This window comes from Stenotrophomonas sp. YIM B13575 (assembly GCF_042787595.1).
GTDB lineage: Bacteria > Pseudomonadota > Gammaproteobacteria > Xanthomonadales > Xanthomonadaceae > Stenotrophomonas > Stenotrophomonas lactitubi_B.
Map to the genome: position 1 here is coordinate 1 of NZ_JBHZOP010000148.1, position 14812 is coordinate 14812.

Annotated in this window: 10 protein-coding genes; 4 read left to right on the forward strand and 6 right to left on the reverse strand. The window is 66.0% G+C overall.

The features are described from left to right. Positions 1-197: 197 nt before the first annotated feature. On the forward strand, positions 198-2078 hold the full coding sequence (locus ACFX4F_RS19030) for an ATP-binding cassette domain-containing protein (RefSeq protein WP_380657828.1): 1881 nt from the start codon (positions 198-200) through the stop codon (positions 2076-2078). Between the two features lie 126 nt (positions 2079-2204). Here the strand turns inward: ACFX4F_RS19030 and ACFX4F_RS19035 are convergent, their stop codons facing one another. Together ACFX4F_RS19035 and ACFX4F_RS19040 are read right to left on the reverse strand one after the other, a co-directional pair. After that, positions 2205-2666, reverse strand: a complete 462-nt coding sequence (locus ACFX4F_RS19035; RefSeq protein ID WP_099821251.1) for a cytochrome c — start codon at positions 2664-2666, stop codon at positions 2205-2207. A gap of 9 nt (positions 2667-2675) precedes the next feature. Then, a complete protein-coding gene (locus tag ACFX4F_RS19040) occupies positions 2676-3077 on the reverse strand; it encodes a c-type cytochrome (RefSeq protein ID WP_380657831.1) in 402 nt (133 codons plus the stop codon). 205 nt (positions 3078-3282) lie between these two features. On the opposite strand from ACFX4F_RS19040, the gene ACFX4F_RS19045 reads away from it, so the two are divergent. The 3 genes from ACFX4F_RS19045 to ACFX4F_RS19055 are packed head-to-tail and all read left to right on the forward strand — an operon-like array spanning position 3283 to position 11038. Continuing rightward, positions 3283-4434 (forward strand): efflux RND transporter periplasmic adaptor subunit, encoded by a 1152-nt coding sequence (locus tag ACFX4F_RS19045; RefSeq protein WP_380657833.1) that lies wholly within the window; start codon positions 3283-3285, stop codon positions 4432-4434. After that, the gene (locus ACFX4F_RS19050; RefSeq protein WP_380657835.1) at positions 4431-7952 is read left to right on the forward strand and encodes an efflux RND transporter permease subunit; all 3522 of its coding nucleotides are present in this window, start codon (positions 4431-4433) and stop codon (positions 7950-7952) included. Before ACFX4F_RS19045 ends, ACFX4F_RS19050 begins: the two co-directional genes overlap by 4 nt. Further along, complete coding sequence (locus tag ACFX4F_RS19055; protein ID WP_380657837.1) at positions 7949-11038, forward strand: efflux RND transporter permease subunit; 3090 nt, start codon at positions 7949-7951, stop codon at positions 11036-11038. Before ACFX4F_RS19050 ends, ACFX4F_RS19055 begins: the two co-directional genes overlap by 4 nt. An 80-nt stretch (positions 11039-11118) precedes the next feature. Here ACFX4F_RS19055 and ACFX4F_RS19060 read toward each other — a convergent pair whose 3' ends face one another. Genes ACFX4F_RS19060 through ACFX4F_RS19075 form a run of 4 tightly spaced genes read right to left on the reverse strand, consistent with a single transcriptional unit; the run spans position 11119 to position 14667 of the window. Continuing rightward, positions 11119-11964 carry a phytanoyl-CoA dioxygenase family protein gene (locus ACFX4F_RS19060; RefSeq protein WP_099821255.1) on the reverse strand — a complete coding sequence of 282 codons (846 nt, stop codon included), beginning with the start codon at positions 11962-11964 and terminating at the stop codon, positions 11119-11121. 45 nt (positions 11965-12009) lie between these two features. Continuing rightward, positions 12010-13230 carry a TraB/GumN family protein gene (locus tag ACFX4F_RS19065; protein ID WP_380657839.1) on the reverse strand — a complete coding sequence of 407 codons (1221 nt, stop codon included), beginning with the start codon at positions 13228-13230 and terminating at the stop codon, positions 12010-12012. A gap of 4 nt (positions 13231-13234) precedes the next feature. Beyond that, the gene (locus ACFX4F_RS19070; RefSeq protein ID WP_108265786.1) at positions 13235-13765 is read right to left on the reverse strand and encodes a GNAT family N-acetyltransferase; all 531 of its coding nucleotides are present in this window, start codon (positions 13763-13765) and stop codon (positions 13235-13237) included. A gap of 14 nt (positions 13766-13779) precedes the next feature. Further along, positions 13780-14667, reverse strand: coding sequence for a carbon-nitrogen hydrolase (locus tag ACFX4F_RS19075; protein ID WP_099821258.1), 888 nt, complete (start codon positions 14665-14667; stop codon positions 13780-13782). Positions 14668-14812: the final 145 nt, after the last annotated feature.

Consider the following 14812-nt stretch of genomic DNA (forward strand, 5'->3'; position numbering starts at 1 on the left):
GGGTCCGGTTGCGGGGGCGTGAGCGCCATGGATGGCGCGACCGAGCTTACATGGACGTACTTGCAGCGTCCCCCGCAACCGGACCCACCCCGCCATCCCCAGGAAACCGGTGTTGGCTGTTGCTGTTGCTGCGGCCGTTGCCTCTGCGGGTGCCGGGCGCCGCCCGGCCAAGCCCCGCAACCCGCTACAATGGTCGGATGCCTCTGATTACTCTGCAAAACGTCGACTTCAGCGTCGGCGGCCCGCTGTTGCTGGAAAAAGCCGAACTGTCGATCGAACCGGGCGAGCGTATTGCCCTGATCGGCCGCAACGGCGCCGGCAAATCGACCCTGCTCAAGCTGCTGTCCGGCGACCACAAGCCCGATGACGGCGAAGTGCGCGTGCAGCAGGGCGTGCGCGTGACCCGCCTGGAGCAGGAAGTGCCGCACGGCGCCGCCGGCAGCGTGTTCGACGTCGTCGCCGATGGCCTGGGCGAACTGGGCCAATGGCTCGCCGAATTCCATCACCTCAGCCACGCCGACGTATTCGATGGCGAAGCGCTGGGCAACGTGCAGGCCAAGATCGATGCCGCCAACGGCTGGGGCCTGGACCAGCGCGTCAGCGAGACCCTGACCAAGCTCGATCTCGATGGCGACGCGGAGTTCGCGCGCCTGTCCGGCGGCATGAAGCGCCGCGTGCTGCTCGGCCGTGCGCTGGTATCCAGCCCCGACCTCCTGTTGCTGGACGAACCGACCAACCACCTGGACATCGAAGCCATCGACTGGCTCGAAATGTTCCTCAAGAACTGGAACGGTAGCGTGGTGTTCGTCACCCATGACCGCCGCTTCCTGCGTGCACTGGCCACCCGCATCGTCGAGATCGATCGCGGCCAGGTCACCAGCTGGCCGGGCGACTGGGCCAACTACGAGCGCCGCCGCGAAGAACGCCTCAATGCGCAGGCGCAGGAAAACGCACGGTTCGACAAGCTGCTGGCGCAGGAAGAAGTGTGGATCCGCCAGGGCATCAAGGCCCGCCGCACCCGTGACGAAGGCCGCGTGCGCCGCCTGAAGGCGATGCGCAACGAGCGTTCCGCACGCCGCGACCTCAGTGGCAACGTCAAGATGGAAGCGGCCCAGGGCGTGAGCTCGGGCAAGAAGGTCATCGACATCAAGGACATCTCGTTCGCCTTCGGCGATCGCACGATGGTCCGCGATTTCTCCACCACCATCCTGCGCGGCGACCGCATCGGCCTGATCGGCCCCAACGGCAGTGGCAAGACCACGCTGCTGAAGCTGCTGCTGGGCGAGCTGCAGCCGCAGAAGGGTGAAGTCAACGCCGGCACCAACCTGCAGGTCGCGTACTTCGACCAGTACCGTGCAGTGCTGCGCGAAGACTGGAGCGCGATCGAGAACGTGGCCGAAGGCCGCGATTTCCTCGAGTTCAATGGCAAGCGCAAGCACGTGCATGCCTACCTGCAGGACTTCATGTTCACCCCCGAGCGTGCGCGCGCGCCGATCACCCGCCTGTCCGGTGGCGAGCGCAACCGCCTGCTGCTGGCCAAGCTGTTCGCGCAGCCGTCCAACCTGCTGGTGATGGACGAACCGACCAACGATCTGGACGTGGAAACCCTGGAGCTGCTGGAAGAGCTGCTGGGCGAATACAACGGCACCTTGCTGCTGGTCAGCCATGATCGTGACTTCATCGACAACGTGGTGACGTCCACCCTGGTGATGGAAGGCGACGGCGTGATCGGTGAGTACGTGGGCGGCTACAGCGACTGGCAGCGTTACGCGGCCAGCGTGGCCGCAGCGCCTGCGGTGGTTGCCGCGGCCAAGCCCGCTGCCACTGCGCCGGTGGCGGCTGCGGAACCGGCTGCGCCCAAGCGCAAGCTCCCCTACAAGGAAGCGCGCGAGCTGGAGCAGCTGCCGAAGACGATCGAAAAGCTCGAGGGCGATGTCGAAGGCCTGACTGCAGCGATGAACGATCCGTCGTTCTACACGCGCAGCAGTGCCGAAGTGACCGCGCACACCCAGCAGCTGGCCAAGGTGCAGGCCGAGCTGGATGCCGCGTATGCGCGCTGGGAAGAGCTGGAAGGCTGATCGTCGAGCCGCCGTGGGCTGATTGTTGTAGGGCCGAGCCAACGCTCGGCTCATCGCGATCCGGCCGGAGAGCAGCCGAGCGCAGGCTCGGCTCTACAGGTGCGAGGGCACTAACGTGCCCTTGACCTATTTAACCCCGTGCAGATCCCGCAGCTGGCTCGTGCGGCTGCCGAAGTACGCCGCCAGATCGGCGATGTCCTGATCGCTCAGGTCCTTCGCCTGCGGTGTCATCAGCGCATGCTGGCGGTCACCGGCACGGTAGGCCTGCAGCGCATGCGCCAGGTAGTCGCCATATTGCCCACCCAGCTTCGGATAGGTCGGATCGATCGGCGCATTGCCGTCGGCACCGTGGCAATCGATGCAGCTCTGGCTGGTGGCCTTGCTCTTGACCTTGGCGCGGGCCTCACCGGCGGCTTCACGCCCGGCAGGCAGGCCCGCGGATGAAGACGATCCGTGCTCGCCGCTGGCATGGCCGGGATCGCCGGCGGATTTCTCGCTGTTCTCCACCTGTGACTGCGAGCAGGCCGCCAGCAGCAGGGCGACGGACAGGGCGATGGCGTGACGCAGGGGATGCGCGGCTTTCGACATGGGCGGGCCTTACTTCACGGTGGACAGGTAAACAGCGAGATCGGCGATCTCCTGTTCGCTGAAACTCATCGACTGCGCCTGCATCGTCGGATGCCGGCGCTTGCCCTGGCGGTACTCGGTCAGGGCCTGGGTCAGGTACTGCTGGGTCTGGCCACCGATCTTCGGTACCCGGTAACTGGGGTAGGCGTTCTTGTAACCGGTGATGCCGTGGCACCCCTGGCAGGTATAGGCCAGCACACGGCCATTGTCGAAACTGCCGGTGGGCGTGGCGGCCGCCGGCACAGGGGCCGTAGCCGGTGCCGGGGCGGGTGCTGCAGGAGCAGAAGCAGAAGCAGGAGCGGGCTGTGCGGCGGCCCCGAGGGGCAGGAGGACGGCCAGAGCGAGACAAGCGGCGAGCGGCTGCGGGCGCATGGTGTCTTTTCCGGGGATTCGGGTCTGGTCGTTCCGGCGTGGGGTACGGAACGACCCGAGTATAGCCTCAGGTTTCATCTAGCTGAAATGGGGTCGGCCCGACCGGCGGCGTGAAGACACCATGACCTTTGGGATATGGTGTTGCCGTGAAGTGGTGCATTACTTTGCTACCACACCTGCCCACGCATCCTCCAGGGATCTGACGATGTCGCACCAAACCTTCGTGCCCGGCCCCCGCAGCGGACTCTGCGCTGCCGCGCTGCTGCTCTCCACCTCCCTGCTGCTGAGCGGCTGCGCCGCTGGGCCCAACAACGAGGCCAAGGCGGCCGAGACCAAGGACGAGAAGAAGGTCGAGGCGGTGCCGGTGGAAGTGGCCGTGGCCAGCCATCGCGCCGTGGCCGCCAGCTACACCGGAACCGCAGCACTGGAGCCGCGCGCCGAATCGCAGGTGGTTGCCAAGACCTCGGGCGTTGCGTTGGCGGTGCTGGTCGAGGAAGGGCAGCGGGTCAGCGCCGGGCAGCCCCTGGTTCGCCTGGATCCGGACCGCGCGCGCCTGGCGGTAGCGCAGAGCGAAGCGCAGATGCGCAAGCTGGAAAACGACTATCAGCGTGCCCAGAAGCTGGTCGCCCAGCAGCTGGTCAGTGCGGCCAGCGTCGACCAGTTGCGCTACGACCTGGAAAACGTGCGCGCCCAGTACCGCCTGACCACGCTGGAACTGTCGTACACCACCGTGGCCGCACCGATTTCCGGCGTGATCGCCTCGCGCTCGATCAAGACCGGCAACTTCGTGCAGATCAACACGCCGATCTTCCGCATCGTCGACAACTCGCGGCTGGAAGCCACCCTCAACGTGCCCGAACGTGAGCTGGCGACGTTGCGCGCAGGCCAGCCGGTGATGTTGTCGGCCGATGCGCTGCCGGGCCAGACCTTCACCGGTGTCGTCGACCGCATCGCGCCGGTGGTCGATTCGGGCAGTGGCACCTTCCGTGTGGTCAGTGCCTTCGATGGCGCCGCGCAGTCGCTGCAGCCGGGCATGTTCGGCCGCATCCGCATCGACTACGACCAGCGTGCCGACGCGCTGGTGGTGCCGCGCCTGGCACTGCTCGACGATGGTGAGCCGGCGGTGTTCCGGGTGCGCGAGGGCAAGGTCGCGCGGGTGCCGGTCAAGCTCGGTTATGCCGAAGGACCGTGGGTGGAAATCCGTGAGGGCCTGGCCGCTGGCGACCAGATCGTCACCGCCGGCAAGGTCGCCCTGCGCGATGGCACGGCGGTGCAGGTGATCGCCGATCCGAAGGCCAAGGCGAAGACGGTAGCCACCTCGGCCAAGCCGGCAGAGAAGGCCGGGAGCACGCAATGACCGCGCCCGGCCACGACCCCGGTGCCTCGCCAGGGAGCGACGGCGCCGCCGCAGGCATGCGTGGCGGCCTGGTGGAGTTCGCCACCCGCCGCCGCGTCACCATCGCCATGTGCACGGTCACCCTGCTGCTGTTCGGCTTGATCGCGCTGGGCAACCTCAAGGTCAACCTGCTGCCCGACCTGAGCTATCCGACGCTGACCGTGCGCACCGAGTACACCGGTGCGGCGCCGACTGAAATCGAAACCCTGATCACCCAGCCGGTTGAAGAAGCCGTGGGCGTGGTCAAGAACCTGCGCAAGCTGAAGTCGGTGTCGCGCACCGGCCAGAGTGATGTGGTGCTCGAGTTCGCCTGGGGCACCAACATGGACCAGGCGAGCCTGGAAGTGCGCGACAAGATGGAAGCGCTGAACCTGCCACTGGAAGCCAAGGCGCCGGTGCTGCTGCGCTTCAATCCCTCCACCGAGCCGATCATGCGCCTGGTGCTGTCGACCAAGGCCGCGCCCGCGACCGACGAAGAAGCGATCCGTGAACTGACCGGCCTGCGCCGCTATGCCGACGAAGACCTGAAGAAGAAGCTGGAGCCGGTCACCGGCGTGGCGGCGGTGAAGGTCGGCGGTGGCCTGGAAGACGAGATCCAGGTGGACATCGACCAGCAGAAACTGGCCCAGCTCAACCTGCCGATCGACACCGTCATCAAGCGCCTGAAGGAAGAGAACATCAACATTTCCGGCGGGCGCCTGGAGGAGGGCTCGCAGCGCTTCCTGGTACGTACCGTCAACCAGTTCGCCGACCTGGAAGAGATCCGCAACCTGCTGGTCACCACCCAGGCATCCAACGGCAGCGCGGCCGACTCGGCGCTGCAGCAGATGTTCAACATTGCGGCCTCGACCGGTTCGGCTGCGGCGGTCGCTGCTGCGTCGGCCGCCCAGAGCGCGTCGTCGGGCGGTGCGTCCAGCGTGGTCGCCAACGGTGTGCCGGTGCGCCTGAAGGACGTGGCCACCGTGCGCCAGGGCTACAAGGAACGCGAAGCGGTCATCCGCCTGGGCGGCAAGGAATCGGTCGAACTGGCGATCTACAAGGAAGGCGATGCCAATACCGTTGCCACCGCCGAGGCACTGCGCAAGCGCCTTGAGCAGATCAAGGCAACCTTCCCGGCCGACGCCGAACTGACCACCATCGAAGACCAGTCGCGCTTCATCGAGCACGCCATCGCCGACGTCAAGAAGGACGCAGTGATCGGTGGCCTGCTGGCGATCCTGATCATCTTCCTGTTCCTGCGCGATGGCTGGAGCACCTTCGTGATCAGCCTGTCGTTGCCGGTCTCGATCATCGCCACGTTCTTCTTCATGGGCCAGCTCGGGCTGAGCTTGAACGTGATGTCGCTGGGCGGCCTGGCACTGGCCACGGGCCTGGTGGTGGATGACTCGATCGTGGTGCTGGAGAGCATCGCCAAGGCGCGCGAACGCGGCCTGGGCATCCTGCAGGCGGCCATCGCCGGTACCCGCGAAGTGAGCATGGCCGTGGTCGCTTCGACCCTGACCACCATCGCGGTGTTCCTGCCGTTGGTGTTCGTCGACGGCATCGCCGGCCAGCTGTTCCGCGACCAGGCGCTGACCGTGGCCATCGCCATCGCGATCTCGCTGCTGGTGTCGATGACCCTGATTCCGATGCTGAGCTCGCTGAAGGGCCGGCCGCCGCTGGCGTTTCCGGAAGAAGCCGCGGCCGAGCCGTGGCAGCCGCAGAGCCGCTGGCAGAAGCCGGTCGCGCTCGGCCGTCGTGGTGTGGTGGCGACGATGCGCTGGAGCTTCTACGCGCTGGCGTGGCTGGTGGTGCGCATCTGCCGCGGCGTGGCTGCGGTGGTCGGCCCGGTGATGCGGAAGGCCAGCGACATCGCGATGAAGCCGTACGCCGGTGCCGAGCGCGGCTACCTGCGGTTGCTGCCCGGCGCGCTGGCCCACCCCGGCAAGGTGCTGGGCCTGGCCGCACTGGCGTTCGTCGGCACGATGGCGCTGGTGCCGATGCTCGGCGCCGACCTGATCCCGCAGCTGGCGCAGGACCGTTTCGAAATGACGGTGAAGCTGCCGGCGGGCACGCCGCTGAAGCAGACCGATGCGCTGGTGCGCGAGCTTCAGTTGGCACACGGCAAGGGCGAAGGCGTGGCATCGCTGTACGGCGTCAGCGGCAGCGGTACCCGCCTGGATGCCAGCCCGACCGAAAGTGGAGAGAACATCGGCAAGCTGACCATCGTGATGGAAGGCGGCGGCAATCCGCAGACCGAAGCGGAGATCACCGAGCGCCTGCGCGACACCATGGGTCAGCACCCGGGTGCGCAGGTGGACTTCGCGCGGCCGGCATTGTTCAGCTTCTCCACGCCGCTGGAGATCGAACTGCGCGGCCAGGACATGGCCACCCTGGAAGTGGCGGGCCAGCGCCTGGCGGCGCTGCTGCGTGGCAACGCGCACTACGCCGACGTCAAGTCGACCGTGGAAGAGGGCTTCCCGGAAATCCAGATCCGCTTCGACCAGGAGCGTGCCGGTGCGCTGGGCCTGACCACCCGCCAGATCGCCGACGTGGTGGTGAAGAAGGTGCGCGGCGATGTGGCCACCCGCTACAGCTTCCGTGACCGCAAGATCGACGTGCTGGTGCGCGCACAGGAAACCGACCGTGCCAGTGTGGAGAGCATCCGCCGCTTGATCGTCAATCCGGGCAGCACCCGTCCGGTCACCCTGGACGCAGTGGCTGATGTGGTCGCCACCACCGGCCCGAGCGAGATCCATCGCGCCGACCAGACCCGGGTTGCCGTGGTCTCGGCCAACCTGCGCGACATCGACCTTGGCGCGGCCATGCGCGAAGTGCAGCAGATGGTGTCCGAACAGCCGTTGGGCGCCGGCGTGGGCCTGCACATCGGTGGCCAGGGTGAGGAACTGGCACAGGCAGCGAAGTCGCTGATCTTCGCCTTCGGCCTGGCGATCTTCCTGGTCTACCTGGTGATGGCCTCGCAGTTCGAATCGCTGCTGCATCCGTTCGTGATCCTGTTCACCATCCCGCTGGCGCTGGTCGGCGCGATCCTGGCGTTGATGCTGACCGGGAAACCCATTTCGGTGGTGGTGTTCATCGGCCTGATCCTGCTGGTCGGTCTGGTCACCAAGAACGCGATCATCCTGATCGACAAGGTCAACCAGCTGCGCGAGGCCGGCGTGGCCAAGCACGAGGCACTGGTGGAAGGTGCACGCTCGCGCCTGCGGCCGATCATCATGACCACCCTGTGCACGCTGTTCGGCTTCCTGCCGCTGGCGGTGGCGATGGGCGAGGGCGCCGAGGTGCGCGCACCGATGGCGATCACCGTGATCGGTGGCCTGCTGGTGTCGACCCTGCTGACCCTGCTGGTGATCCCGGTGGTGTACGACCTGATGGACCGCCGCGGCGATGCCTATTACCGCGAACGCGGCCGCAAGCATGCCGGTGAGGGACTGTATGCCGCGCAGGGCAGCAGCGCGGGCGGGGAGGAACCGGCATGAGCATTGCCGAGTTCTCCATCCGTCGGCCGGTCACCACCATCATGTGTTTCGTGTCGCTGGTGGTGGTCGGACTGATCGCCTCGTTCCGGCTGCCACTGGAAGCGCTGCCAGACATCTCCGCGCCGTTCCTGTTCGTGCAGATTCCGTATACCGGCTCCACCCCGGAAGAAGTCGAGCGGACCATCATCCGTCCGGTGGAAGAGTCGCTGGCGACGATGACCGGGATCAAGCGCATGCGCTCATCGGCAACTTCAGAAGCGGCGTCGATCTTCATCGAGTTCAGCGACTGGGACCGTGACATCGCCATCGCCGCTTCCGATGCACGCGAGCGTATCGATGCGATCCGCAGCGATCTGCCCGACGACCTGCAGCGCTACAACGTGTTCAAGTGGTCCAGCAGCGACCAGCCGGTGCTGAAAGTGCGCCTGGCCAGTACCACCGACCTGACCACTGCCTATGACATGCTCGACCGCGAGTTCAAGCGGCGTATCGAGCGGATCCCGGGCGTGGCCCGGGTCGAGATCACCGGCGCGCCGCCGAACGAGGTGGAGATCGCGATCGATCCGAACCGCCTGAACGCCCACGGCCTGAGCATCAACGAGCTGAGTGATCGCCTGCGCACGCTGAACTTCTCGATCTCGGCCGGGCAGATCGACGACAACGGCCAGCGCGTGCGCGTACAGCCAGTAGGCGAGATCACCGACCTGCAGGAAATGCGTGACCTGGTCATCAATGCCAAGGGCCTGCGCCTGGGTGATATTGCCGATGTGCGGCTGAAGCCGGCGCGCATGAGCTACGGCCGCCGCCTCGATGGCAATCCTGCCGTCGGCCTGGACATCTACAAGGAACGCAGCGCCAACCTGGTGGACGTCTCACGCGGCGCGCTTGCCGAGGTTGAAGCGATCCGCGCGCAGGACTCGATGCGCGATGTGCAGATCAAGGTGATCGACAACCAGGGCAAGGCAGTGACCTCGTCCCTGCTGGAACTGGCCGAGGCCGGCGGCGTCGGCCTGATCCTGTCGGTGACGGTGCTGTTCTTCTTCCTGCGCCACTGGCCCTCCACGCTGATGGTGACCCTGGCCATTCCGATCTGCTTCACCATCACCCTCGGCTTCATGTACTTCGCCGGCGTCACCCTCAACATCCTGACCATGATGGGCCTGCTGCTGGCCGTGGGCATGCTGGTCGACAATGCCGTGGTGGTGGTCGAGAGCATCTACCAGGAACGGGAGCGGTTGCCGGACCAGCCACGCCTGGCCTCGATCATCGGCACCCGCAACGTGGCCATCGCGCTCAGTGCCGGCACCTTGTGCCACTGCATCGTGTTCGTGCCCAACCTGTTCGGTGAAACCAACAACATCAGCATCTTCATGGCGCAGATCGCGATCACCATCTCGGTCTCGCTGCTGGCCTCGTGGCTGGTGGCGGTCAGCCTGATCCCGATGCTGTCCGCACGCATGGCCACGCCGAAGCTGGTGCATTCGCAGACCGGCGTGATCGCGCGCCTGCAGCGCAGATACGCGCAACTGCTGGACTGGTCGCTGCGCCATCGTGGCTGGAGCCTGCTGGGCATCCTGCTGGTGGTGCTGGTCAGCCTGGTGCCGATGAAACTGACCAAGATCGACATGTTCGGTGGTGATGGTGGCAAGGACATCTTCATCGGCTACATGTGGAAGGGCGCCTACACCTACCGGCAGATGTCCGAGGAAGTGGCCCGCGTCGAGGCCTGGGTCGAGGAGAACCGCGAGCGTCTGCACGTGCAGCAGGTCTATTCCTGGTACAGCGAACAGGAAGGCAGTTCGACCGTGGTCACTCTGGACGAGAAGTACGCCAAGGACATCAAGGCGCTGCAGGAGGAACTGCGCAAGGGCCTGCCGAAGTCTGCCCGTACCGACTACTTCGTCGGCAACCAGGGCGGTGATGGTGGCGGCGGTGGCGGCAACCAGGGCGTGCAGGTGCAGCTGGTCGGCGACTCCAGCGCGATGCTGCAGGAGATCGGCCAGGAAGTGCTGCCGCTGCTGGCACAGCGCGCCGAGCTGCGCGATGTGCGCATCGACAATGGCGAGAAGGGCGGCGAGCTGAAAGTGCATGTCGACCGCGAGCGTGCAGCGGCCTTCGGCTTCAATGCCGAGCAGGTGGCCAGTTTCGTCGGCCTGGCGCTGCGTGGCGCGCCGATGCGCGAGTTCCGTCGTGGCGACAACGAAGTGCCGGTGTGGGTGCGCTTTGCCGGTGCCGAACAAAGCAGCCCCGAAGACCTCGCAGGCTTCAGCGTGCGCACCGGCGATGGCCGCAGCGTGCCGCTGCTGAGCCTGGTCAGCGTCGACGTGGGTTCATCGGCGACCCAGATCGGTCGCACCAACCGCCAGACCACGCTGACCATCAAGGCCAACCTTGCCGAGAAGGTCACCGCGCCGGACGGCCGCAAGGCCATGGAAGCAGTGCTCAAGCCGATGAACTTCCCGGCCGGCTACGGCTTCACCTTCGACGGTGGCGACTACGGTGATGACAACGAGGCGATGCAGCAGATGGTGTTCAACCTGCTGATCGCGCTGGTGATGATCTACGTGGTGATGGCCGCGGTGTTCGAATCGCTGCTGTTCCCGGCGGCGATCATGAGTGGCGTGCTGTTCTCGATCTTCGGCGTGTTCTGGCTGTTCTGGATCACCGGCACCTCGTTCGGGATCATGTCCTTCATCGGCATCCTGGTGCTGATGGGCGTGGTGGTGAACAACGGCATCGTGATGATCGAGCACATCAACAATCTGCGCCGGGGCGGGATGGGCCGTACCCAGGCGCTGGTGGAGGGCTCACGCGAGCGTCTGCGGCCGATCATGATGACCATGGGTACGGCGATCCTGGCGATGGTGCCGATCTCGCTGACCGATACGCAGATGTTCGGCAACGGGCCGGAGTATTCGCCGATGGCGCGTGCCATTGCCGGTGGCCTCGCATTCTCGACCGTGGTCAGCCTGCTGTTCCTGCCGACGATCTACGCGGTGCTCGATGACCTGCGCAATGCGGTGGTGCGCCTGATCCAGCGCGCCCGTGGCTTGGAGAGGGTAGAGCCGGGCGCTGCCCGGCTGTAATGCACAACACAACGTGTTTGTGGTGGGGGGAGACCGGTCGTAGTGGGGCGGTCTCCCCCTTTTTTCGTTCGCTGGCTGGGTCAAGCCTTGCGCAGGAACCAGGTGCGGCGCGTGTACTCGTGGCCGAAATCGACCTGTCCGAATCGCGCGATCTCACGCCGGCCACGCCGGTAGTAGCGCCAAGGCGCCTTCTCTGCCGGAGGGGTCTGGCCATAGAAGACATCCATGTGGCCCACGGGCATCGACTTCGGCGTCACGTGCATGACCACGCTGCGGCGAGTGCCGGCCGACGGGTGCGGGGCACCACCATGAAACAGCTGTGGGTGCCAGACGATCACGTCACCCGGCTGCACGTGGACTGCCTGCGGTTGCAGGCCGGCCTCCTCGCACTGGCGTGCTACCGCGTCCTGATAAGCCGTCCAGCCTTCCGGCGACATCGCGCTGACCGGCCCGTCGCCGAAGACCTTGCGGCGCAGTGCCTGCACATCGATGGGCGGTAACAGATGGCTGCGCGGAACGACGCGCAACGGGCCATTGCTGTCATCAACCGCGTCCAGTGCCGTCCATACACCCATGTAGCGCTCTCCCGGGGAGGTGCAGAACACCGGTGTATCGCGGTGCAACGACTGTTCCGATCCGCGCTCGTAGTAAAGGCTGGTGTAGAGCGTGGTGGGTTCGCCCAAGAAGCGGTCACAGACATCGATGGCCGGGTTGTCGGTGAGCAGGCGGGTCATCGCATCCACCACCAGGTGCAGATTGACAACCCGATACAAGCGCTTGTGATCGTCCAGGTTGCGCGACACCGACTTGGGATTACGCTGTTTGAAGCGCGCGATGCGCTCGTTGATGTCTTCCACCAGTGCGGGCGCGATGGCCCGGCGGACTACCACGAAACCTTCGCGCATCAGCGCATCGTATGCATCCATCGCTGTGTTCCCTCCTTAAACGTCGAGTATAGCGATGCTAGGCGGTTACCCCGCCACCTTGCTCCACACCTTGCCGGCAGTCAGCCACAGGCCCAGCATGCTGCCCAGGTTGGTCAGCATGAAGGTCAGCACCACGCGGGTGACGCGGTTCCGGTACCAGCCCTTCAACGACTGCGCATCGTCACGCAGCTTGAGGAAATCCTCGTAGGTCGGCTTGCGCAGGCGCGCTTCCACCAGGGCCGCGAACGCACCGGTGGGGATGCTCAGGCGGAACGGCTTGAACGGCGCCACCACGATCGCGGTGAGGATGCTCAGCGGATGGCTGCCGGCCACCAGGCAGCCCAGGCCAGCCAGGCCGCCGGTATACATCGCCCAGGTCGCCAGCAGTTCGGTGCCCACGCCCAGTCCACCACGATAGAAGCCAACCCCGATGCCGGTGGCCACGATGGCGAGGATCGCCAGGGTGAACCACGGGATGTTGCGCTTCTTCGGCACCGCTTCCAGCTGCTCGCGCAACGGCGCGGGCGCCTCATTGTCGGTTTCCAGGTAACGCGCCAGGCCGGCCAGGTGGCCGGCACCGACCACGGCCAGCACTTCGCGCTGCTGCGGATCATGCGCTTCGCGCAGGCGCGTGGCCATGTAGCGGTCACGCTCACCGATGATCGTTTCGTACAAGGCCGGGTTCTCGCTGGCGAACTCGCCGAAGCTCGATTCCAGCATGTCACCCTGCTTCAGCTTCTCGATCTCGTCTTCGCCGACATCCTCGGACGAGAACAGGCCGGCGCCGAGCCCGGCCACCAGCTTCAGCTTGCCGAAGAAGCCCAGTCGCTGCGAAGCGCGGCGGAACGTCAGGCCGACTTCGCGGTCGATCAGGTGCACCGGCAGGTTGCGCTCGCGCGCCAGTTCCACTGCACGCTTCAGTTCCGCGCCCGGTTCGATGCCGAGCTGTTCGGCCAGTCGGCGCTGGTAGGCAGACAGCGCAAGGTTGGCCGCGAACAACGCGACGCGGCCCTTGCGGATCACTTCCACCAGGTCCAGTTTGGCCAGCGTGTCCGGGTCGCTCAGTGCCTGCAGGCGCTGCGGGTCCAGCTCGACCGCAACTGCATCGAAACGGCCGCTGTCGATGGCTTTTTCCACCGCCTCGACGCTGGCATGGGAAACGTGGGCGGTGCCCAGCAGGGTGTAGCGCACGCCATCGCGTTCGACGACGCGTACGGGCTGGCCGGCAAACAGATCGTCGCCGGTTTCGGGAAGGGTTTCGGTCATGGAATCATTCATTGGAAGGAGCGGAATCGGCGCCATCGCCGAGCGCGCGCTGCATCTGCACGGTGTCCAGCCAGCGGCCGTGCTTGCGGCCGAGGCCACGGAACACGCCCACCAGCTGGAAACCGAAGCGTTCGTGCAGCTTGATGGAAGCAGTGTTGGTCGGCTCGCCGATCACCGCCACCATCTGTCGATGGCCGCGCGCGGTGCAGGCATCGATCAGTGCCTGCAGCAGGCCGGTGCCAACGCCACGGCCCTGGAAGCGTGCATCGACATAGACCGAGTTCTCAACGGTCCACTGGTAGGCGATGCGCGTGCGGTAGGTGTTGGCATACGCATAGCCGGCAACCTGGCCGTCGACCTCGGCCACCAGGTAGGGGAAGCCGCGGTCGATGATGTCGCGCATGCGGCGCAGCATCTCGGCCTGGTCGGGAATCTCGTACTCGTAGGTGTTGACGAAGTCGGTCACTTCCACCGCGTAGATCGCGGTGATCGCAGCGATGTCGGCAGGGCCGGCATCACGGATGAGTACGGCCATGCGCGGGCTCCGGGTCAGTCGATGTAGCGCTTGAGCAGATCGCCGTAGGCGTCGATGCGACGATCGCGCAGGAACGGCCAGATGCGGCGCACATGCTCGCTGCGCTGCAGGTCGACCTCACACATCAGGATCGTCGCTTCGGTGCCTGCTTCGGCCAGGAATTCGCCCTGCGGGCCCAGCACGTGGCTGTTGCCCCAGAACTGGATGCCCGAAGCGCCCAGCGGCGAAGCTTCATGGCCCACGCGGTTGCAGCTGAGCACCGGCACGCCGTTGGCGACGGCATGGCCACGGTGGCTCAGCACCCAGGCGTCGCGCTGGCGGGTCTTCTCGTCCTGCACGTCATCCGGGTCCCAGCCGATCGCGGTGGGGTAGAGCAGCAGTTCCGCACCAGCCAGCGCCATCAGGCGCGCCGCTTCCGGGTACCACTGGTCCCAGCACACCAGCACGCCAAGGCGGCCGACCGAGGTGTCGATCGGCTTGAAGCCGATGTCGCCCGGGGTGAAGTAGAACTTCTCGTAGAAACCCGGGTCGTCCGGAATGTGCATCTTGCGGTACTTGCCCAGCAACGTGCCGTCTTTTTCGAAGACCACGGCGGTGTTGTGGTACAGGCCGGCAGCGCGGCGCTCGAACAGCGAGCCGACCAGCACCACGCCGTGCTTCTTGGCCAGCGCGCCCAGGCGCTCGGTGCTTGGGCCCGGAATCGGCTCGGCCAGGTCGAATTCATCGACCGATTCGTGCTGGCAGAAATAGGGACCGTTGTGCAGTTCCTGCAGCAGCACCAGCTTCGCGCCCTGTGCCGCAGCGTCGGCAACACGCGCTTCGATCACCGCCAGGTTGGCGGCGGCATCACCGTGGTTGCGCTCCTGGATCAGGGCGACGGTAAGAGGGCTGCGCGAGTTCATGCGGGGCGATCCTGCGGGGGAAAACCGGCATGTTAACGCGGATGCGGCACGACAGCGTGTTGGCTGCTGAATGGTGCATGCAACCGGTAGCGCCGGGCCATGCCCGGCGGATTCTGCAGATGCCGCCGCGCTCGCCGGGCATGGC

Excerpts from the sequence above, each read along its gene's own strand:
- ACFX4F_RS19065 (WP_380657839.1), bottom strand. The coding sequence starts at position 13,230 with ATGACCGAAACCCTTCCCGAAACCGGCGACGATCTGTTTGCCGGCCAG.
- ACFX4F_RS19055 (WP_380657837.1), top strand. The coding sequence starts at position 7,949 with ATGAGCATTGCCGAGTTCTCCATCCGTCGGCCGGTCACCACCATCATG.
- ACFX4F_RS19030 (WP_380657828.1), top strand. The coding sequence starts at position 198 with ATGCCTCTGATTACTCTGCAAAACGTCGACTTCAGCGTCGGCGGCCCG.
- ACFX4F_RS19070 (WP_108265786.1), bottom strand. The coding sequence starts at position 13,765 with ATGGCCGTACTCATCCGTGATGCCGGCCCTGCCGACATCGCTGCGATC.
- ACFX4F_RS19035 (WP_099821251.1), bottom strand. The coding sequence starts at position 2,666 with ATGTCGAAAGCCGCGCATCCCCTGCGTCACGCCATCGCCCTGTCCGTC.
- ACFX4F_RS19045 (WP_380657833.1), top strand. The coding sequence starts at position 3,283 with ATGTCGCACCAAACCTTCGTGCCCGGCCCCCGCAGCGGACTCTGCGCT.
- ACFX4F_RS19050 (WP_380657835.1), top strand. The coding sequence starts at position 4,431 with ATGACCGCGCCCGGCCACGACCCCGGTGCCTCGCCAGGGAGCGACGGC.
- ACFX4F_RS19060 (WP_099821255.1), bottom strand. The coding sequence starts at position 11,964 with ATGGATGCATACGATGCGCTGATGCGCGAAGGTTTCGTGGTAGTCCGC.
- ACFX4F_RS19075 (WP_099821258.1), bottom strand. The coding sequence starts at position 14,667 with ATGAACTCGCGCAGCCCTCTTACCGTCGCCCTGATCCAGGAGCGCAAC.
- ACFX4F_RS19040 (WP_380657831.1), bottom strand. The coding sequence starts at position 3,077 with ATGCGCCCGCAGCCGCTCGCCGCTTGTCTCGCTCTGGCCGTCCTCCTG.